General features: G+C 62.3%; 18 protein-coding genes. 14 read left to right on the top strand and 4 right to left on the bottom strand.

Translation table 11 applies throughout. The annotated features are described in order from the left end of the window. Nucleotides 1-34 precede the first annotated feature (34 nt). From argS to ABN482_RS05575, 3 genes are all read left to right on the top strand, one after another. Complete coding sequence (argS, locus tag ABN482_RS05585; RefSeq protein ID WP_349503060.1) at nt 35-1,777, top strand: arginine--tRNA ligase; 1,743 nt, start codon at nt 35-37, stop codon at nt 1,775-1,777. An 8-nt stretch (nt 1,778-1,785) separates the two neighbouring features. Further along, the gene (locus ABN482_RS05580) at nt 1,786-2,523 is read left to right on the top strand and encodes an SPOR domain-containing protein (RefSeq protein WP_349503059.1); all 738 of its coding nucleotides are present in this window, start codon (nt 1,786-1,788) and stop codon (nt 2,521-2,523) included. Between the two features lie 114 nt (nt 2,524-2,637). Beyond that, nucleotides 2,638-3,270 carry a thiol:disulfide interchange protein DsbA/DsbL gene (locus tag ABN482_RS05575; RefSeq protein WP_349503058.1) on the top strand — a complete coding sequence of 211 codons (633 nt, stop codon included), beginning with the start codon at nt 2,638-2,640 and terminating at the stop codon, nt 3,268-3,270. Between the two features lie 135 nt (nt 3,271-3,405). On the opposite strand, the gene ABN482_RS05570 is transcribed toward ABN482_RS05575, so the two are convergent. Continuing rightward, complete coding sequence (locus ABN482_RS05570) at nt 3,406-4,695, bottom strand: putative Na+/H+ antiporter (RefSeq protein WP_349503057.1); 1,290 nt, start codon at nt 4,693-4,695, stop codon at nt 3,406-3,408. A 144-nt stretch (nt 4,696-4,839) separates the two neighbouring features. On the opposite strand from ABN482_RS05570, the gene ABN482_RS05565 reads away from it, so the two are divergent. Genes ABN482_RS05565 through ABN482_RS05545 form a run of 5 tightly spaced genes read left to right on the top strand, consistent with a single transcriptional unit; the run spans nt 4,840 to nt 8,471 of the window. Further along, entirely contained in the window at nt 4,840-5,673 is an 834-nt protein-coding gene (locus ABN482_RS05565) for an ABC transporter ATP-binding protein (protein ID WP_349503056.1), read from the top strand. Beyond that, the gene (gene mlaE, locus ABN482_RS05560; RefSeq protein ID WP_349503055.1) at nt 5,670-6,455 is read left to right on the top strand and encodes a lipid asymmetry maintenance ABC transporter permease subunit MlaE; all 786 of its coding nucleotides are present in this window, start codon (nt 5,670-5,672) and stop codon (nt 6,453-6,455) included. The genes ABN482_RS05565 and mlaE overlap by 4 nt, the downstream gene beginning before the upstream one ends. Nucleotides 6,456-6,464: 9 nt before the next feature. Next, complete coding sequence (gene mlaD, locus ABN482_RS05555) at nt 6,465-6,974, top strand: outer membrane lipid asymmetry maintenance protein MlaD (protein WP_349503054.1); 510 nt, start codon at nt 6,465-6,467, stop codon at nt 6,972-6,974. Between the two features lie 23 nt (nt 6,975-6,997). After that, nucleotides 6,998-7,777 carry an MlaA family lipoprotein gene (locus tag ABN482_RS05550; RefSeq protein ID WP_349503053.1) on the top strand — a complete coding sequence of 260 codons (780 nt, stop codon included), beginning with the start codon at nt 6,998-7,000 and terminating at the stop codon, nt 7,775-7,777. Between the two features lie 16 nt (nt 7,778-7,793). Next, entirely contained in the window at nt 7,794-8,471 is a 678-nt protein-coding gene (locus ABN482_RS05545; RefSeq protein WP_502877243.1) for an MlaC/ttg2D family ABC transporter substrate-binding protein, read from the top strand. A gap of 49 nt (nt 8,472-8,520) precedes the next feature. On the opposite strand, the gene ABN482_RS05540 is transcribed toward ABN482_RS05545, so the two are convergent. Further along, nucleotides 8,521-9,306 (bottom strand): winged helix-turn-helix domain-containing protein, encoded by a 786-nt coding sequence (locus ABN482_RS05540; RefSeq protein WP_349503052.1) that lies wholly within the window; start codon nt 9,304-9,306, stop codon nt 8,521-8,523. Between the two features lie 147 nt (nt 9,307-9,453). Between ABN482_RS05540 and ABN482_RS05535 the strand changes: the two genes are divergently transcribed. Then, nucleotides 9,454-11,595, top strand: a complete 2,142-nt coding sequence (locus ABN482_RS05535; protein ID WP_349503051.1) for a TonB-dependent receptor domain-containing protein — start codon at nt 9,454-9,456, stop codon at nt 11,593-11,595. 78 nt (nt 11,596-11,673) lie between these two features. Here ABN482_RS05535 and ABN482_RS05530 read toward each other — a convergent pair whose 3' ends face one another. Then, nucleotides 11,674-12,213 (bottom strand): cytochrome b, encoded by a 540-nt coding sequence (locus ABN482_RS05530; protein ID WP_349503050.1) that lies wholly within the window; start codon nt 12,211-12,213, stop codon nt 11,674-11,676. Nucleotides 12,214-12,442: 229 nt separating this feature from the next. Here ABN482_RS05530 and ABN482_RS05525 point away from each other — a divergent pair, with 229 nt between their 5' ends. From ABN482_RS05525 to ABN482_RS05505, 5 genes are all read left to right on the top strand, one after another. After that, nucleotides 12,443-14,050 carry a Na+/H+ antiporter gene (locus ABN482_RS05525; protein ID WP_349503049.1) on the top strand — a complete coding sequence of 536 codons (1,608 nt, stop codon included), beginning with the start codon at nt 12,443-12,445 and terminating at the stop codon, nt 14,048-14,050. A 54-nt stretch (nt 14,051-14,104) separates the two neighbouring features. Beyond that, entirely contained in the window at nt 14,105-14,569 is a 465-nt protein-coding gene (locus tag ABN482_RS05520; protein WP_349503048.1) for a Smg family protein, read from the top strand. Nucleotides 14,570-14,638: 69 nt separating this feature from the next. Beyond that, nucleotides 14,639-15,487, top strand: coding sequence for a tRNA glutamyl-Q(34) synthetase GluQRS (gene gluQRS, locus ABN482_RS05515; protein ID WP_349503047.1), 849 nt, complete (start codon nt 14,639-14,641; stop codon nt 15,485-15,487). 146 nt (nt 15,488-15,633) lie between these two features. Next, on the top strand, nt 15,634-18,255 hold the full coding sequence (locus tag ABN482_RS05510) for a DNA topoisomerase III (RefSeq protein WP_349503046.1): 2,622 nt from the start codon (nt 15,634-15,636) through the stop codon (nt 18,253-18,255). 219 nt (nt 18,256-18,474) lie between these two features. After that, nucleotides 18,475-20,439, top strand: coding sequence for a TonB-dependent receptor (locus ABN482_RS05505; RefSeq protein ID WP_349503045.1), 1,965 nt, complete (start codon nt 18,475-18,477; stop codon nt 20,437-20,439). A gap of 101 nt (nt 20,440-20,540) precedes the next feature. Here the strand turns inward: ABN482_RS05505 and ABN482_RS05500 are convergent, their stop codons facing one another. Continuing rightward, nucleotides 20,541-21,260, bottom strand: a complete 720-nt coding sequence (locus tag ABN482_RS05500; protein WP_349503044.1) for a DUF554 domain-containing protein — start codon at nt 21,258-21,260, stop codon at nt 20,541-20,543. Between the last annotated feature and the right edge of the window lie 39 nt (nt 21,261-21,299).

The following is a 21,299-nucleotide window of genomic DNA, read 5'->3' as shown; positions in this document are numbered from 1 at the left end:
TTGACGTCTTCTCTCATTATTTCAAGCCGATTCCATGCTCCCCGAGCAACAGCACACTCTTGCCGACCTGATCCGCGCCGCCGTAGCGCACCTGCTTCCCGATGCCCAGCCGACGATCCGCCTGGAGCGCCCCAAGGTCGCAGCCCATGGCGACATCGCCTGCAACGTTGCCATGCAGGTCGCCAAGCCTGCCGGCCGCAATCCCCGCGAACTGGCCCAGCAGATCGTCGATACGCTGATGGCCGAACCTGCCGCTCGCGAATTGCTCGAAAGCGGCGAAATCGCCGGGCCCGGCTTTATCAATTTCCGCATTACGGCAGCCGCCCGCCAAGCGGTGCTGCCGGCCATCGCGCAACGTGCGACCGAATACGGCCGGGCCGCGCGCAATGGCAACAAGGTGCTGGTCGAGTTCGTCTCTGCCAACCCGACCGGCCCCCTGCACGTCGGCCATGCCCGCCAGGCGGCACTGGGCGACTCCCTATGCCGCCTGTTCGATGCCAGCGGCTGGGATGTGACCCGAGAGTTCTACTACAACGACGCCGGCAACCAGATTCACAATCTGGCCCTCAGCGTCCAGGCGCGTACGCGTGGCCTCACACCAGATTCGACCGAGTACCCTGCCGATGGCTACAAGGGGGACTACATCGCCGACATCGCCCGCGACTTCCTGGCCGGTGCTACCGTGCAAGCGGCCGACAGCACACCGGTCACGGCCAGCCGCGATGCCAATGACCTCGATGCCATCCGCCGCTTCGCCGTCGCCTACCTGCGCCGCGAGCAGGATCTCGACCTGCAGGCCTTCGACCTGAAGTTCGACAATTACTACCTGGAAAGCTCCCTGTACGAAGACGGGCGCGTCCAGCAGGCCGTCGATCGCCTGATCGCCAGCGGCCACACCTACGAAGAAGGCGGTGCGCTGTGGCTGCGCACCACCGAGCTGGGCACGGGCGACGACAAGGACCGCGTGATGCGCAAGTCCGAAGGCGGCTACACCTATTTCGTACCCGACGTGGCCTACCACCTGGCCAAGTGGGAGCGCGGCTACATCAAGGCCATCAACATCCAGGGCAGCGACCACCACGGTACCGTGGCCCGCGTGCGTGCAGGCCTGCAGGCGCTGGATCTTGGCATCCCCAAGGACTATCCCGACTACATCCTGCACAAGATGGTCAAGGTGATGCGCAGTGGCGAAGAAGTCAAAATCTCCAAGCGTGCCGGCAGCTATGTCACCCTGCGCGACCTGATCGACTGGGTCGGACGCGACGCAGTGCGCTACTTCCTGCTCCAGCGCCGCGCCGATTCCGAATTCGTGTTCGACATCGACCTGGCGCGCAAGCAGAGCGACGAAAATCCCGTGTTCTACATCCAGTACGCGCATGCCCGGATCTGCTCGATTCTGCGCAAGCATCTGGAGGAAAATACGGCGAATGCTCAAGTCGATGTCCTGGCGACGGATACAGCCGATTACGCCCAGGCAGACATCAGCCTGCTGACAGCCCCCAGCGAATTTATCCTGCTGCAACGGCTGGCTGAATTCCCGGCCATGGTTCAGCAAAGCGCCCAGGATCTCGCACCACACCAAGTGGCTTTCTGGCTGCGCGACTGCGCTGCCGACTTCCATGCCTGGTACAACGCCGAGCATACGCTGGTCGATGATCGTGCCCTCAGGCTGGCTCGCCTGCGCCTGGCGGCCGCTACCCGGCAGGTGCTGGCCAACGGCCTTGCACTGCTCGGTGTATCGGCACCCGAGCGCATGGACCGCAGCATCAGCGAATAAGACACGACATGGCAAAACCCCGACGCCGCACCCCTGCCCGCTCCAGTAACCGCAGCAGCCCGATTTTCACCATGCTGGCCGGGCTGCTCATCGGCCTGGTGGTCGCGGCTGTCGTGGCGTTCTACGTCACGCAGGCACCTGTGCCGTTCGTGGACCGCGCCACGCGCGAACCTTCGCAGAACAATCGCCCTCCCGATCCACGCCAGGCCCCCGATCCCAACAGCGGTCTGTACGGACGCGACGGAGCCGCCGGGCTCCCCCATGGGGGCCCAACGGCAGACCAGCCTGCACCGCCCCCGATCGGCGGCCAGCAGGCAAGCACGCCGTCGGCACAGCCCGACGACGCCGTAGGCGCGCTGATCGCCTCGCTGCCGCCGCAGCAGCAATCTGCAACCCCACCAGCCCCTCGCCAGAACGCGTCACCCTCGGCCGCCACCGGCACCATCCAGCCAGCCGCACAAACCGCTGACCGGTCGGCACCAAAAGCGGCAGCCCCTGCACCTGCCGCAGCGTCATCCGGCAGCTACTTCCTGCAGGTCGGTGCCTTCCGGGTCGCTGAAGATGCCGAAAACCGGCGCGTAGAAATGCTGCTGCTCGGCCTGCCCGCAGAGATCCAGAAAGCCGACGTCAATGGCGTACTGGTCAACCGCGTGCGAGTCGGCCCGTTCGAGCGACTGGACGACATGAACCGGACGCGTGCGCGGCTGGCCGCCGACAACATCACCTCGACGGTCATCCGCCAGTGACCCATCGCCGCAGACCTGCCAGTTTCGGCAGTCCTGGCAGGAATTGAACTTGTTTGACCGGACATAGTCCTACCCCAGCAACCCTTTTGCCCGTCATCCGATCAGGTTATATCCATGCGTACACTTTTCCAACGTCTGATTTCCACCTTTGCCCTTGCGGGTGCCGCCATGCTGTTGCCTGCCGGTGCCCAGGCCCAGAGCACGCCATACGTCACCCTCGAACGGCCCCACCAGACCGACAGCGGTGACAAGATCGAGGTACTGGAATTCTTCTCCTATACCTGCGGCCACTGCGCTGCACTGGCCCCCCTGCTCGACACCTGGACCAAGAACCAGCCGGATGACGTCGCCGTCGTTCATGTTCCCATCGCCTTCAACGCCGGCATGCGTCCGCTGCAACAGCTCTACTACACGCTGGAAGCCATGGGCCGCACCGACCTGCACCTGGGCGTGTTCCGTGCCATCCACGAGCAGCGGACCCGCATGTTCGATGAGGCCGGCATCACCAAATGGGCCACCGAGACTGCCGGTCTCGACCCCAAGGTCTTTGCCGACACCTACAACTCCTTTGGCGTGCACTCGCGCATGCAACGTGCCAACCAACTGGCAGAAAGCTACGCGATTGACAGCACACCGCAGGTAGCCGTCGATGGTCGCTTCCTGACCTCACCGGCACTGGCCAACGGCTATGCACAGACGGTCACGCAGACCGATGCCCTGGTCAAGCAGGTCCGGGCCTCGCGCTAAAACACATATCGCCACAGTCCCTGCTCCTGTCGCTACACGCCGGCACCACGCTCCAGAAAACCATTTCTGAGACCGCCCGGCGACGAGAAAATGGCCGCACATCTGTGCGGCCATTTTCATACAATCCGGGCAAACTCAGACCAGGAACCAGAGCGCCGCCATCAACGTCGGCCCAAGCGCCGACAGAAACAGCTTGAGCGGCGAGATTGCCCCATCCGGGAAGCAACTCTTCAGGATGGCGAAGCCCGCCGGATTGGGCGCATTGGCGATCACCGTCAGCCCGCCACCCGTGACCGCACCGGCGACCAGCATGTAGCGCCAGGCTTCATTCGTACCCTCGACCAGCGAGCCCAGATAAGTCAGGGCCGCATTGTCCGTCACGGCAGTCAGGGCCGTGGCACCCCAGAACAGCACCAGCGGCGACAGACTGCCCAGCAGATCCTGCAACCACCATTTCTGCAGCCCACCCAGCAAGACCAGGCCAGCCAGGAAGAAACCGACCATCAGTCCCTCACGGATCATCAGGCGATTCTGGTACTGCGGATAGGCACCGGCGTAGCCGATGAACAGCATCAGGAAGCCCAGAAAAATGACCGGGTGATGCGCCGACAGCACGATACCCAGCAGGAACAGGACATGGATGCCGATAACAATCAACGGCACGCGGGATCGCGTATCGGCAGCGGAAGCGCAGGCCTGGTCACGTGAGCGCCCGGCCCCCAGTTCACCATCGAGCAGGTGGCGGCGGCATATCAGCGTCAGCAAGGCGGCGTTGAGCGTAACGGCAACCGCAGCGCGCCAGCCGAAATGACTCAGCATATAGCCTGTATCCCAACCGAACACCTGGGCCACCATCAGCACCGGCGGCGCAGCATAGGCCGTCAGTACTCCACCGATGGAGATATTGACAAACAGCACGCCCAGCGTCAGGTATTTGAAACCAGCCTGCTCCGAGCGCTGGAAATAAGCATCACGCAACAGCAGTGCTGCCAGCGTCATGGCGGCGGGTTCGGTGATCAGAGATCCGGACAGCGGCACGGCCGTCATGATCACGAAGAACATGGCCAGCTCGCGCGGCAGGGGCAGGATACGGGACAGACCGCGCACTACCATGTCGACCAATTCCAGGATCGGGCGACTGGCAGCCACCACCATGATCACGAACACAAAGGCCGGCTCCGTGAAATTGCGCGTATCCATGTACGCCACGGCCTCGCCGACACCGGAGAACAGGGCCATGCAGGCCAGCAGCACGCAGGCCCAGACGCCGAAGACGGCCTCGACCTCTGAGAGCAGATGCCACAGACCGGCATGCGGACCATTGCGATGCGCCAGCCGGGCAAAGACCGGAACGGAAAAGGTATGGATGACGGCAATCGCGAACAGTACCGTTGCGATGATTTCGATATGATGCGGCGACTGCATCTTTCCTGGCTCCAGATCGTTACAAAAGCAGCCTGCAATGTAGCACCATCATCCCGCCCGCAGCGCCTGTCGCTTGCACTGTCTTTCAATATCCTGACAACATGGATATGCGTACAGGCAAGACCCTCGGATACAATAGGTGCCATGTTATCCCCCTCTCACACCCCGTCCAGGACAGTGCTGCGCTTTGAAGGCGCGGCACTCGGCTATGGCGAATTCACTGTGCTGCGCGACATCAGCCTGCAGATCGATGCCGGCCAGGTCGTTGCGCTCATGGGTGGTTCCGGCTCGGGCAAGACCACGCTGCTGCGGGCTGCCACCGGGCAGATCCGGCCCCTGAGCGGCCAGGTGAAGGTTTTCGGGCACGACATCGGACAGGCCGATGCACACCAGTTGCAGACGCTGCGCAAGCGCATGGGCGTCCTGTTCCAGCAGGGTGCGCTGTTCACCGATCTCAACGTGTTCGAGAACGTCGCCTTTCCCCTGCGTGAACACACCCGGCTGGAAGAGTCCGCGATCATCGCCAAGGTGCTCAATACACTCGATGCCGTCGGCCTGCGTGCCGCTGCCCATCTGGCCGTGGCCGAGATCTCCGGCGGCATGGCCCGACGCGTGGCACTGGCGCGCGCCGTCATCCTCGAGCCCGAGCTGATTCTTTACGACGAACCTTTCGCCGGGCTGGACCCGATCTCGCTGGGCATCACGGCGCAGTTGATCCGCACGCTGGCCGACCGGCTCGGTTGCGCATCGGTCCTGATCACCCACGACGTGCAGGAATCCTTCGCCATCGCCGACCAGGTCTATCTGGTCGGCCAGGGCAAGATGCTGGCCAGCGGCAGGCCTGACGACCTGAACCGGTCCCAGGACCCCTATGTGCAGCAGTTCCTGCAGGGAGCCGCCGACGGCCCGGTCGCCTTCAACTACCCGGTCACGCCTGCCTTCGAGCGCTGGCTGGCACGCCACGGGAGCCACTCATGAACCCGGCCCTCCTGCTCTCGCGTCTGGGTGGCAAGGTTCGTCGCAAGCTGTCTGCGCTGGGCTTTTTCACCCGCTTCTTCCTGACCCTGCTCAGTCGCAGCGGTACCGCCCTCAAGCGTCCCCGGCTGGTCACGCAGCAAATCCATTTCATCGGCAACTATTCCCTGCTGATCATTGCCGTGTCGGGCCTGTTCGTCGGCTTCGTGCTGGCCCTGCAGGGCTATTACATCCTGAGCAACTATGGCTCGGCCGAAGCCGTCGGCCTGATGGTGGCGCTGTCGCTGATGCGTGAACTGGGGCCTGTCGTCACCGCCCTGCTGTTCGCCGGGCGAGCCGGCACGTCGCTGACCGCCGAGATCGGCCTGATGAAAGCCGGCGAGCAACTGGCCGCCATGGAGGTCATGGCGGTCGATCCGATCCGTCGTGTGCTGGTGCCCCGTTTCTGGGGCGGCTTCATCGCCATGCCCATTCTGGCCGCGATCTTCTCGAGCGTCGGCATCCTGGGCGGCTGGCTGGTCTCCGTGCACCTGATCGGCATCGACGCCGGTGCATTCTGGTCGCAGATGCAAAATGGCGTGGACGTCTGGGATGATGTCGCCAACGGCGTCATCAAGAGCCTGGTATTCGGTGCCACCGTCACACTGGTCGCTCTCTACGAAGGCTGGCAGGCCCGCCCCACCCCCGAAGGCGTCTCGCGCGCCACCACCCGCACTGTCGTCACAGGTGCCCTGGCCGTCCTGGGCCTGGACTTCCTGCTGACCGCCCTGATGTTTGGCAATTGAGGTATCCCCATGTCTACTGAAAAAACCGATTTCTGGGTAGGACTGTTTGTGTTCCTGGGTGCCCTGGCACTGGCTTTCCTGGCCCTGCGCGCGGGCAACCTGAGCACCTTCTCCTTCGCCCCGACCTACTCCATAGGTGCCAGCTTCGATAACATCGGCAGCCTCAAGGCTCGTGCCCCCGTCAAGAGCGCCGGCGTGGTGGTGGGCCGGGTCAACAAGATCGATTTCGACAACAAGTCATTCCAGGCACACGTCACCCTGGACATCGAGTCGCAATACAAATTCCCCAGCGACAGCTCGGCCCTGATCCTGACTTCGGGCCTGCTGGGCGAACAGTATGTCAGCCTGGATCCGGGCGGCGATGACGCCGACCTCGAAAACGGCCAGACCATTACCTACACGCAAGGCGCCGTCGTGCTGGAGAACCTGATCAGCAAATTCCTGTACAGTTCCGCAGACAAGGAAGGCAGCGCCCCTGCCAACGACGAACATCCCGCGCCAGTCGCGCCGGCACACTGATTCCGCCCGGAGCCCTTACCATCATGCGTTTCAACCTCAAACCCGTTGCCCTGACGACCTGCCTGGCCCTGACGCTGGCAGGCTGTGCGCCCCTGCCGGGCAAGCCGGATCCGCAGGATCCGTTCGAGCGCTTCAACCGCGGCGTCTATCAGTTCAACGATACCGTCGATCGTGCCGTGGTGCGCCCCATCGCCGCCATGTACACAGACCTGACGCCCAGTGGTGCCCGCAGCTGCGTCAGCAATATTTTCAGCAATATCGGCGACATCTGGAGCGGCCTCAACAGCTTCCTGCAGGGCCGTGGCGTCGATTTCTTCAATACGCTGGGCCGGGTGCTGTTCAACACCACGGTCGGCCTGGGCGGCTGCTTCGACGTGGCCACCGCCAATGGTGCCAACCGCATTCCCAACGACTTCGGCACCACGCTGGGCGTCTGGGGCGTGGGCCAGGGTCCCTACCTGGTGCTGCCACTGATCGGCCCGAGCACAATCCGCGATACCGGTGGCCTGCTGGGCGACTGGGTCGCCAATCCGATCACGCCGGGAAGCATCAACGACGTGCCGGTACGCAATACCGTCTTGGGCACCTACTTCGTCAGCAAGCGTGCCGACCTGCTGCAGGCCAGCGATACGCTCGACAGCATTGCACTGGATCCCTACAGCTTCACCCGGGATGCCTACCTGCAACGCCGTGAAGCCCTGCTCAAGGGGCTCAACAGCACCGACCTGCCCGACTACGAAGACGAGGATGACGAAAGCATCGCGCCCGTTGCCGCGCAACCCGTCATCACCCCGAAACCCTGAACGGAGAGACATGCATATGCAGAACACTGTCCATCCCAACACACCCCTGCTGCGCAGGCTGTTTTTCATCGCCATGATCGGCCTGCTGCTGACGGCCGCCTCGGTCTGGCTGCGTCCGGCTGCCGCCCAGGATGCCCAGCCCGATCCCCAGGGTGCGCCGCAGGTTTTCATCGAAACCGTGGCCAACCAGGCACTGGCCCGCATCCGTGCCGACGGCAGCGTCCGCGCCGGCGACCGTGCCCGCATCAACCGGGCCGTCGATGAGCTGATCCTGCCCTATGTGGACTTCGAGAAGACCACCCGCCTGGCAGCGGGTCGCCACTGGCGCAACGCCACACCCGAACAGCGTCAGCAACTGGCCGAAGCCTTCCGCGGCACGCTGATCCGCACCTACAGCGGTGCTCTGACCCAGGTCGACAACCAGACAGCCATCCAGATGCTGCCCTTCCGCGGCGATGCAGATGCCAAGGATGTCGTGGTGTCATCGCAGTTCATCCAGGGTACCCGTCCGCTGGCCCGCGTGGACTATCGCCTGGAAAAGACGCCTGATGGCTGGAAAGTCTATGACCTGAACGTGGAAGGCATCTGGCTGATCCAGAACTACCGCAATCAGTTCAACCAGCAGATTCAGCAGAACGGCATCGACGGTCTGATCCAGGCGCTGAATACCCAGAACTCCCAGACCAGCCAGTAACCACTGACCTGATCGACTTCCGGGGGACATCCCCCCGGCATCCTTCTCTCTACCAGGGCATGGCCATGCTCATGGCCAGATACAGGCCCAACAGCCTGGCCCCCCCGGTCTGCACGGCATTGACCAGGCGCTCGCCTATCATCAATGCGTAGCCACGCCCCCTGAAACTGCGGATTTCGAGGTGAGCCATCTCGGCACTGAAACGTGCCCGCAGCTTGCGCCGCAGGTTGCTGACATGCGTATCGAGCCTGCGCTCCTTGGGCATGAATCCGGGCCCGAGGGCAATCTGTCCCAGTTGCTCGCGACTGACCAGCATGTTCGCGTGGCGCACCAGCATCGCCAATACATCCATCTCCACGGCCGTCAGATAGACCTCCGCACCACCGATCCGTGCCACTGAGCGGGCTGGGTCCAGGCTGAGGTTATCAGCGCTCAACGGGGTGAGGGCCGCCGCCGGATGACCAGCCTGGCGCATGCAGGCCTGGATCTGCAGATGCAGGGCATCGACATTGACCAGGCTGGGCAAAGCCACGACACACTCCCGCCATCCGGCATAGTCCCGGAATGCGGACAGAGCATCATCACCCAGGCAAACGATGCGGGGCAACCTTGCAAGCGTCAGCAATCGCGCATGAACCTCGGTCGGGACCGTACCCGCCAGTATCACCATGTCGAGAGGGGTATGTCGTATGTGCCACAGCATGGCCATCTCATCGCACGCCAGGTGAAAAGAGACGGGCACCGACACGGGCAGCGCACCGGCAAACTGCCTGAGCGCCTCGGCATCCATTGCCAGCAGGACATTGAAGGGTTGAAAAGGGAAGGATGTGTGCACGGCCAGAGAACAAGAATAAGGATCAACCGCAACAACGTTGCCGGCAGGCAACATCGGCCAATCGATAACGCCAAGCAGATACAAGAAGCATTTAGAAGTGTATAGAGCGCAATTCAAAAACGCAAATCAATAACATTTGCATATCAAATGCCGTACCAGCCACGCCACATCCGGCACCGGCCCTTTACAGCCTTCATCCGCTACTACGGTATTTTCATGGACCACACCTTGCACACCAAGCGCCTGCACGGCGCCATCTGGGCAGCCCTGGCCAGCCTGGCCCTGCTGCCGGCCAGTCATGCCCAGTCCCAGGACACGACAACGGCAACCGGCAACACCGTCAATACGCTCGACAACATTGTGATCACCGCGACCGGTACCGAGGTCGACCTGCGCGATGCGCCCGCCAGCATCAGCGTCATCAGCCGCGAGGAGATCGAACGCAAGCCCGTCACCAGCATTGCCGAGCTGCTCAACACCGTCCCGGGTGTGTCCGGCGGCTACGCGGCCACGGGCGCGCAGTCCAAGATCAAGATCCGTGGCCTGCCTGAGGCCTATACGCTGATCCTGGTCGACGGCAAGCGCCAGGGCAGTTCTGCACATACCAACTACCGTCCCGACCTCGGCCAGCAGGATCTGGACTGGATCTCGCCCGAGATGATCGAACGCATCGAAGTGGTCCGCGGCCCGATGTCCTCGCTCTACGGCTCCGATGCCATGGGCGGCGTGATCAACATCATTACCCGCAAGGTATCGCCTGTCTGGGCCGGCACCTTCACCAGCAACTACAGCAAGCCCGACAATTCCGACCGGGGCGATACCTATCAGTTGGGAGCCAATGTCAGCGGCCCGCTGACCGAACAGCTCGGCCTGCGCCTGGGTGGCAATGTCACTCGCCGTACCGCCGACGATGTAGCCGGAGGCGCTTCCGGCACGCGCAACCAGAATGTCAATGCGCTGCTCAACTGGCAGATCACGCCCGACCAGAGCATCAGCGCCGACGTGGCCCAGGGTATCCAGCGTGCCACGCCATCCACCCAATTGGCGGCCAATGGCAACCCCATCGTCGCGGCATGGGGTTCCAGCAAGCTGACACATACCAGCTACGGGCTGACGCACGATGGCCGTTACGGTGCGGTCTCGTCCAAGGTCAACCTGTACCACAACAAGTACGAAAACGAAGGCAGCTCTGCCGCCAGCAACTCGAGTGAAACCATCCTCGATGGCAAGATCGATCTGCCCTATACCCTGTTCGTCGACAACCTGCTGAGCACCGGCCTGCAGTGGAAACGCGAAGAACTGGAAAACTCGGACACCATCGGCACCGTGCCCGTCACCTGGAACGGCGAAGCCTCGCCCGGCGCAAAACTCGACAGCAATACCTGGGCCGTCTTCGGTGAAAACCAGATGTTCCTGCGCGACGACCTGACGCTGACACTGGGCCTGCGCATGGACCACCACGAGAAATACGGCAACCACTGGTCGCCACGCGGCTACCTGGTCTACCACCCGACCGAAGCCTGGACGCTCAAGGGCGGCATCTCGCGCGGCTTTCGCGCGCCCAACCTCAAGGAAAATTCGGCAGGTGCCGCCACCCAATCGGGCGGCAACGGTTGCCGCAGCCTGGCCGGCATGGGCTGGACCGGCACCAGCACCAATGCGGACGGCACACGCGGTTGCTATATGGCAGGCAATCCCAACCTCGAACCGGAAACCAGCACCAGCTATGAGTTCGGAGCCGGCTATGCAGCCAACGGCTGGAGCGTGGAAGCCACCTACTTCCATACCGACTTCAAGAACAAGATCGACTACGCGCCGCTGGGGCTGATCAACGGCTACTGGTGGACCCGCATGGAAAACGCGCAGAAGGCCCGCACCCGCGGCCTGGAAGCCAGCCTGAGGGTACCGCTGCTGAGCACGCTGGAATGGCGCAGCAACCTGACACGCATGTTCGAGTCGAAGAACCTGTCTACAGGCCAGGATCTGCTGGTCGTGCCCAAGCTGACCATCAACTCCGACCTCAACTGGCGCATCACCGACCGCTGGACGGCCAACCTGAGCGCACAGTACGTGGGCAAGCAATCCGTACCGTCGGAAATCCCGCGTGGCGGCCTGACCTTTGCCAAGGCCTACACAACCTTCGACCTGACCACCCACTACGACGTGAACCAGAACCTGACCCTGCGTGCGGGGGTCATCAACCTGACCAACAAGTCCACGCTCAATAGCGGCAACAACTATGACAGCGGCAACCGGACCTACTTCGTGGGCCTGACCAGCCGTTTCTGAAACCAGCCTTCATGAGCGAAGGGGCGGGAGAGGTACCGGGCCCCGGCATTTCTCCCGCCCGAACGGGCATGGCCGCAATCAGGCCATGCGCTGCCACACATCATCACGCTTGGCCACACGATGCCAGACTGCCATGCCGAGGTGGCCGACGATGATAGCCAGCAGCACCCAGCCAAGCAGACCATGGGCCGCATTGCCCGCCGCGGTCATCCACTCGATCTTGTCCTCGCCTGCCGACCACAGCGGAATGCCGAAGGGCGCAAATGCACGGCCCGAACCATAGCTGCGCAGCAAGGCCAGGCTCGGAACCGCAAACATCAGCCCATACAGGGCCACGTGTCCAAGACGGGCCATCAAGCCACTACAGGATGCCTCATAGCCCGGTCGGCGACGAGCGTTGTACAGTGCCCAGACCAGGCGCAGCGCCACCAGCAGGAACAACAAGGCCCCCAGCGAGGCATGCGAACTCGTGAAAAAACCCGTCAGCGGGGTCTTGCCCAGCGTGACCTTGAAAATCATGCCGAGGAATTGCCAGGCGAAGATCGCCGCCATGCCCCAGTGAAGCAGTCGTGAGACAAGTCCATACTTGCCAGGACTGTCGAGCCAGTTCGCTTTCATTTTCTCTCCTGTCTGCGAATGAATTTAGACACTCCGAAGAGTGCCACACGCTGTTGTCTTTTATCTACACACAGATCAAGCCCGCGCCATTCCTCACGGGTTCTGCACACAATCTTCATAAAGTCTGCACAAAGTCCGTACGGCGCATCCGGTCTTTGGTGCAAAATAGACTTTCTCTATCAATACATCGCGGGATAGCACTCTGGATACCATCGGTCTTGTTCTGGTCATGCTGCTGGCCGTGGTCGCCAGCGGCTGGATTGTACGTCTGCTGCCCATCGCCATCCCGCTGCCCCTGGTCCAGATCGCACTGGGCGCGGTCATGGCCAGCATTTTCCAGTACGACATCCAGCTGGAACCTCACATCTTCTTCCTGCTGTTCCTGCCGCCGCTGCTGTTCCTGGATGGCTGGCGCATCCCCAAGCGGGATCTGCTGCAGGACAAGACCATGATCATCCAGCTCGCGCTGGGGCTGGTCATCTTCACGGTCATCGGGCTGGGCTACCTGATCCACTGGATGATCCCCGCCATGCCGCTGGCTGTTGCCTTTGCACTGGCCGCCATCGTCTCGCCCACCGATCCGGTCGCGGTTTCCTCGATTGCCGCACGCATCCCCATCCCGAAACGCCTGATGCACATCCTTGAGGGAGAATCCCTGCTCAACGATGCATCGGGCCTGGTCTGTTTCCGTTTTGCCGTCGCGGCCGCCGTCACCGGCACCTTCTCCCTGCCCCATGCCACGCTCACCTTCCTGTGGGTGGCGGCAGGCGGCCTGCTGTGCGGTGCGGGCTTTACGCTGGCCATTTCCTATGCCCAGACCTGGCTGGGTCGCCGCATCGGTGAAGAACCCGGGGCCCAGATCCTGGTCAGCGTCCTGATCCCCTTCGGAGCCTACCTGCTGGCCGAAGAGGTGGGAGCCTCGGGCATCCTGGCCGCCGTCGCTGCGGGCGTGGCCATGAGCTACGTCGAACTGTCAGGTCGGGCACTGGCCGCCACACGTATCCAGCGCAAGTCCCTGTGGGACATGATCCAGTTTTCCCTGAACGGCATCATGTTCGTCCTGCTGGGCGAACAGTTGCCCGGCATTTTCGAAGGCGCTGTCCGTGTCGTCCAGGAAACCGGCCACGAAAACCCCTGGTGGCTGCTGGTCTACGCCCTGGTCATCAACATCGCCCTGGCCCTGCTGCGCTTTGGCTGGGTTCGCCTCTGCCTGCTGATCAATGGCTGGGTTGCACGCCGACGTGGCCAGGCCGAAACCCAGGTAGGCATGCGCCTGACCGCCGCCGTTTCACTGGCCGGCGTGCGCGGTGCCGTCACACTGGCCGGCGTGCTCACCCTGCCCCTGCTCCTGCCCAGCGGCGAAGCCTTTCCGGCCCGTGACCTGGCGATCTTCCTGGCCGCCACCGTAACCATCATCTCGCTGATCACTGCCAACCTTGGCCTGCCGCGCCTGCTCAAGGGCCTGCACATCCCCGACATTTCATCCCAGGCGACCGAGGAGGCCCAGGCGCGGCGCCTTGCCGCCGACGCCGCGATCCATGCGATCGAGCAATCACAGCACACGCTGGAAGCCCGCTACGAGAATCCACAGCTGTGCGCCGAAGCCGCCGCCCGGGCCATGGATGCATACCGGCGCAAGATCGAAGCCGGCACGATTGCCGCCGAAGAGGCCTCCGACCTGCGGTTGGGTGCATCCATCGAACAGGAGTTGCGCCTGACCGGTCTGCAGGCCGAGCGGGCTGCGGTTTTCCGGCTGGCACGCGAACATCGCATCACCGACGAAACCTCGCGCAAACTGGTCCATGAAATCGATCTGATGGAAGCACGGTTGCGCTGACCACAGAAGCCCCGGCATCCGGGGTACACTGTCGATATAGCAGACGAGCCGCTTATGTTTGACATTCTGGTCTACCTGTTCGAGAACTACTACACCCCGCAATCCTGTCCCGAGGCCGATGTACTGGCACGCCGCCTGGCGGCAGCCGGCTTCGAGCGCGAGGACATCCACGATGCGCTGGGCTGGCTCTATGGGCTGGCCACGTCCACCGAGCAGTGCGTCGAACTCGCCGCCCGTCCGGCTGGACAGTCCTGCCGCATCTATACCGACGACGAATACCAGTTGCTGGGCAGCGAGGCTGTCGGCTTCCTGTCTTTCCTGGAAAACAGCGGTGCGCTGCCCGCGCCCATCCGCGAAATCGTGGTTGAACGCGTCTGGGCGCTGGACGAACGGCCCATCGGGCTGGACAGGCTCAAGACCATCGTGCTGATGGTGCTCTGGAGCCAGGAGGCCGAGGTGGACCACCTGATCCTGGAAGAACTGCTGTCCGCGCAGGAAGACCCACGTCCCCTGCACTGATGCCGGACGCCAGGGCGGCATCAACGTACCGTTCCACCACCGTTCATGCTCGCCTGAATGACCGCTGACATGGGTGCCCCTTCTTATATCGGCCGTTTTGCCCCCAGCCCAAGCGGACCGCTGCATGCCGGCTCGATCGCCACGGCCCTGGCCAGTTGGCTCGATGCCCGTGCTGCCAATGGCCGCTGGCTGCTGCGCATAGAAGATATCGACATCCCGCGTACTGTCGCCGGTGCTGATCGGATCATCATGCAGCAATTGCAGGACCTGGGCCTGCACTGGGACGGCGAACCTGTCTGGCAATCCCGACGCCATGAACGCTACGCCGACGCCCTGACGCACCTGCAGGCATCACATGCCGTCTACGGCTGTGGCTGCACCCGGCGAGAAACCGGCGGCGGCATCTATTCGGGCACCTGCCGCCAGGGCCTGCCACCTGGCCGCACGACCCGAGCCTGGCGCTTCCGGGTGCCGTCCGGCATCGAAACCTTCGAGGATCGCTGGCAGGGCATCCAGCAGCAGGATGTCGAGCGCGAGGCAGGTGACTTCATCCTGCGACGTGCCGATGGGCTCTGGGCCTACCAGTTGGCTGTGGTGGTCGATGATGGCGCACAGGGCATCACCCATATCGTGCGCGGTGCCGACCTGCTCGATTCAACCGCACGCCAACGAATGCTGTGCCGGGCGCTCGGGCTGCCACTGCCCGCCATGCTGCATACACCGCTGGTGCTGGACCCGGCCTCAGGTCTCAAGCTCTCCAAGCAAAACCATGCCCCTGCCGCCAACACCGGCCAGGCCCTGGAAACACTGCGCCAGGCCTGGCACGATCTGGGCTTTGCACCCTTGCCCGCATCACGACGCGATACGTTCCTCGCCACCGCCATCCTGCACTGGCAGGCCCGCTTTCCGTTATCCTGACTGCTTCGCCAGCCGGTCTGCGCAGGCACCGGAACAGGCGATGCAGCAGTCCATGCGTGCGCCTCTTTGGCGCAGCAGACTTGCAAAGCTGCTTTGTCCCCCCGTATCATCCGCGCTATCGTGGCGCAAGCCTGCATTGGATTCACATGACAAAAGCACTGATCATTGCCGAGAAACCTTCCGTCGCCCTGGACATCTCGCGTGCCCTGGGCGGATTCAAGCGCGAAGGCGATTTCTTCGAAAGCGAAAACTATGTGCTGGCCGCCAGCATCGGCCACCTGCTGAGTCTGGTCGCCCCCAATGATCCGGTGCGCGGCAAGTGGAGCTTCACCCATCTGCCGGTCATTCCGCCCGAGTTCACGCTCAACCCGGTCGACAAGAAAGCCACCGAACGCCTCAAGCTGCTGGTGCGCCTGGTCAAGCGCAAGGACGTGGATCGGGTCATCAATGCCTGTGACGCTGGGCGCGAGGGTGAGCTGATTTTCCGCTACATCGTGCAGTATGCGGGCAGCAAGAAGCCGGTCCAGCGACTGTGGCTGCAGTCCATGACCCAGAATGCCATCCGCGAGGCCTTCGAAAACCTGCGCGAAGACGAGCTGCTCAAGCCGCTCGAGGCGGCCGCCCGCTCGCGCGCCGAGGCTGACTGGCTGGTAGGGATCAACGGCACGCGCGCCATGACCGCCTTCAACAGCAAGGACGGTGGTTTCTTCAAGACGCCGGTGGGCCGCGTGCAGACCCCGACGCTGGCCATCGTGGCCGAGCGCGAGGACCGCATCCGCCGTTTCGTGCCGCGCGACTACTGGGAGGTCAAGGCCCAGTTCGTGGCCGCCGCCGGCCTGTACGAAGGCCGCTGGATCGATACTGACTTCACCAAGGATGAGCGCGATCCTGAAAAACGCGAATCGCGCCTGTGGTCGCAGGCAGCCGCCCAGAGCGTGGTGGCAGCCTGCCGCGAACAACCCGGCAAGGTCTCCGAGACCTCCAAGCCCAGCACCCAGTTGTCGCCCCTGCTCTACGACCTGACCTCGCTGCAGCGCGAGGCCAACTCGCGCTTCGGCTTTTCGGCCAAGACCACGCTGGCTCTGGCCCAGACCCTGTACGAACGGCACAAGGCACTGACCTACCCGCGGACCGACTCACGCTACCTGCCAGAAGACTATATCGCCACCGTGCACCAGACCATGCAGCACCTGGCCTCGGGCGAGTCGGCTGCCGTCGGCAACCTGAGCCGCCATGCCAGTCATGTGCTGGAGCAGCACTGGGTTCGCCCCAACCGGCGCATCTTCGACAACAAGAAGGTGTCGGATCACTTTGCCATCATCCCCACGCCACAATTGCCCAGGGAACTGAGCGAAGCCGAAGGCAAGCTCTACGACCTGATACTCAAGCGCTTTCTGGCCGTCTTTTTCCCGGCCGCCGAATTCCGTGTCACGACGCGACTCACCGAAGTCTCGGGCCATACGTTCAAGACCGACGGCAAGGTGCTGGTCGCCCCCGGCTGGCTGGCCGTCTATGGTCGTGAAGCCCAGGGCGACGATACCAATCTGGTGCCGGTTGCCGAAGGCGAGACCGTGCGGACCGAGGATATCGAAGCCATTGGCCTGCAAACCAAGCCGCCAGCGCGATTCAATGAAGGTACGCTGCTCTCCGCCATGGAAAGCGCCGGCAAGCTGGTGGAAGACGAGGAACTGCGCGAAGCCATGTCAGAGCGCGGTCTGGGTACGCCTGCCACGCGGGCAGCCATCATCGAAGGCTTGCTGACCGAAGGCTACATGCGGCGCGAAGGCCGCGACCTGGTGCCCACCGCCAAGGCACGTCAGCTCATGACACTGCTGGCCGGCCTGAACGTCCACGAACTCACCTCGCCCGAACTGACCGGGGAGTGGGAACACAAGCTCAAGCAGATCGAACAGGGCAAGCTGCAGCGCGAAGCCTTCATGCGCGAGATTGCGCAGATCACCCAGGTCATCGTCAAGCGCGCCAAGGAATACGAACGCGATACCGTGCCGGGCGACTATGCCACGCTGTCCACGCCCTGCCCGCATTGCGGCGGCGTGGTCAAGGAAAACTACCGGCGCTACGCCTGCACCCAGTGCGACTTTTCCATCGGCAAACACCCCGGCGGCCGTACGTTCGAGATCCCCGAAGTCGAGGAGCTTCTGGCCAAGAAAGAAATCGGCCCGCTCAACGGTTTCATCAGCAAGATGGGCCGCCCGTTTGCCGCCATTCTGCGCATCAATGACGAATTCAAGCTGGAATTCGATTTCGGCCAGAATGACGAAGAAGACGACGAGGCCGTCGATTTTTCAGGCCACACGCCGGTCGGTCCCTGCCCCAAGTGCCAGGCCAGCGTGTTCGAGCACGGCATGAGCTATATCTGCGAAAAGTCCACCGGCCCGGCCAAGACCTGCGATTTCCGCTCGGGCAAGGTCATCCTGCAGCAGGACATTTCGCGCGAGCAGATGGGCAAGCTGCTGTCGGAAGCAGGCCGCACCGACCTGCTCGACGGCTTCGTGTCCAGCCGCACCAACCGCAAGTTCAAGGCTTTCCTGGTGCGTCAGCCCGATGGCAAGGTCGGCTTCGAGTTCGAACCCCGTCCTGAAAAGAAGGGGTCCGCCGCCAAGCCTGCCGCAGCCCGCAAGACTGCAGCCAGCACGGCCAAGACCAAGACGGCGACCCGCACGACCAAGGCCGCCACGACCAAGACGACAGCCACTAAAAAAGCCACGACCCGCAAGCCGGCCGCCAAGAAAAGCAGCGAAAGCTAAACCCCTCGGCTGACACAACAAGACAAGGGCCGTCGTACTTCTGGTACGACGGCCCTTGTGGTTTCTGCATTTACACCCAACCAAAATGGTATGATATAACATTATATAAACTGACGTATTCAAGGCATCACCATGAGACCCCTGGCTTGGCCACTCATACTATGCAGCACGCTCGCATCCGCAACACACGCAGCATCCTCCGACAATACGGCAGTCACCATGGGAGCCGTGACAGTTTCGGAAACATTGGGCGCTTCCCTGCCGGCCAGCAGCATCCTGACTTCGGTTGATGTGATTGGAAGCGAAGAGGTCGCCACACAAAACGTGACCAACAGCTGGGAATTGCTGGGCATGATGCCCGGCATCCAGTTGACCGAAACACGCATGGGTGCCGAATCCGGCAAGCCGACATTCCGCGCATTCAATGGAGAAGGCTACATCAATGGCATCAAGGTCATGATCGACGGCATTCCCAGCAACGTGAACAGTGGCAACCAGCGCTTCATCGACATGATTTTCCCCCTCGATATTGACTATATCGAAGTGGTTCGCGGCACCAACGATCCACGCTACGGCCTGCACAACATCGGCGGCAATATCAATATCGGTACCCGCCAGGGCGGCAACTACACGGATGCCCGCCTGACCTATGGCAGTTTTGCCACCCGTGAAGTACAGATGGCGATCGGCCGCGAGTCGGGCGGTTTTGCACAGAACTATATTCTCGCCCGACAGGATATTCACGGTGAGCGAGCCAATAGCGCATCCCGAAAATATACGTTGGGCGGCAAATGGTTCCTGACCTCGGATTCCGGCGACTTCCGAATCGGTCTGATCACCCGCTTGCATCATCATGAGGCGGAAGAACCCGGCTTTCTGACCGCCACCGAACTTGCTGCCGACAGGGATCAATCGGCAGAAAAAAATGCAAATGACAGCGATGATCGCGACATGCGACATGCCAGCCTGCACATGGACTGGCAGATCAACGACCTGCTTGCCTGGAACAATCGTTTCTACTTCAATAGCTACGAGGATGACCGTCGCATTACATTTACCTCTTATCCGATCGGCAATGCCCCTCGCCAGCAACGCATATGGGATGAGCGCCAGTACGGCTGGCTCAGCAACATGACCTGGCAGGCGAATGATTACCTGATGCTCGACGGAGGCATCAACCTGGAACGCCAGATCAACACGTACGAACGCTACCGCTTCAACTACGCCCTGCCCACGGACTTCAATGCCCCTGCGGCGCGCACCCAGAACGATGAACGCTATACGCTGGACAACATCGGCGTCTATCTGCAGGCCATCATTCGCCCCACCGAGCGCCTGAAGATCATTCCAGCCTTCAGACTGGATAAATTCCATGGTCATACGGAACTCAACCTGACTGGTCAACGAGCCCCCCTGCAGGATTACAACTGGATCAAGCAGCCCAAGCTGAGCCTGGTATACAGTCTGACACCGGCCATCAACGTCTATGCCAACTGGGGGCGAACCTTCCAGATACTGACCGGATCGACCAGCCCTGCCTACATCACACCGGGTCAGGCGGGATACCGCCCATCAATCAATACCGGCAAGGAAATCGGGATTCGCTTCGAACCGACTCCCGGTACGCAAGCGCGCATTGCTGCCTGGCAGCAGGACGCCACCGATGAGGTCTCGAATATGCCCAGTACAGGCACCACCGTGGGTCTGGGCGAAACGCGGCGACGGGGCCTTGATCTGCAAGTGGCAACGCGCCTCAGCCCGACATGGCGCGTCTGGTTTTCACATGCCATCCAGGAAGCCAAGGTCAAGAGTGCCTTTCTTGCCGACGGCACATCCCTGGCCGGTAAAGAAGTGTTTTCCACCCCTCGCCACATTTCCAATCTCGGCGTGGAGTACAAGCCTGCCGCCAAATGGACGATTGGCCTGCAAGGGCGGCGCCAGGGTGCCTACTACATCGATGAACTCAATGCACAAGGGAAATATGGCGGTTTCACACTGCTGGATGCCAGCGTGAAATATGATTTCAGCGACAGCATCAGCGTGGACCTGCAACTCAAGAATCTGGCCAACCGTGAGTATGTCTACGCCTGGTATGACAATTTCTTCTGGGGTGATGCGAGTCAACCCATGTTCTCTCCCGGCGCAGGTCGCGCAGCCTATCTCTCACTGAACCTGAAAATGTAATTCTTGCTCAGCAAACAATTGAGCCAGTCCATGCGCCACATGGAAACACTCGGTGGCGTATGGACCTAAAAGCAAGGAATCGACAGTTCTATCGCCGACCGTCAGAAAAACCGGCTCCACAACGCCGACAGCGGCATCGCCAGCACCAGAGCCGGCAACAGATTGGCAACCGGCAGATTCAGCATGCCGCAGATCCGGAACCCGGTTGCCAGCAGCAGCAGGCCCCCCGTACCGGAGAAGTCTGCCTGCATGCCGGCATCGGTCAGTGGCATCAGAAATCCCGCAGCCAGCGCCAACATCAGTTGGATCGCCAGTTGCGGCGCGGCAATCACGGCCACGGCATAGCCCAGGCTGGAGGCAAAAATTGCCGCCGTGAACAGGTCCAGGAACGCCTTGGCGAGCAATACGCTGGCATCGCCCGTCATGCCTTCCTGCATGGAACCGAATACCCCGGCACCGCTGGCGCAGAACAACACGACCACCACCACATAGCGATCCAGGAAAGCCTGTTCATCCGCAGGCGCGGCATGGCCCGTGCCGCTGCGACGCTCCACCAGCAGCCGCACCGCATTGCCGGCGCGACCGATCCAGTGTTCCAGACGACACAACTCGCCAATCACCGCCCCCAGCAACAGCGCCATCACCGCAACCGGCAGATGCGCAGTGCGCACGGTCAGCATGACGCCCATGCCCAGGGCCGCCAGCCCAAACACCGATGGCAGCGTCTTGCGCAGGCTGGCCGGAATCCGGTCTCCCAGTGCCGCGCCACCGATGCCACCCAGCAGGATGGCGGCGCTGTTGATGAAAGGACCGATAACCATGGAGCACTCCGCAAGACCAGATCAAGTCGGCCATTCTAC

The organism is Corticimicrobacter sp., assembly GCF_040137905.1.
GTDB lineage: Bacteria > Pseudomonadota > Gammaproteobacteria > Burkholderiales > Burkholderiaceae_B > Corticimicrobacter.
Note: the sequence above shows the minus strand (reverse complement) of the source record. Positions and strands in the feature narration are given on the sequence as shown.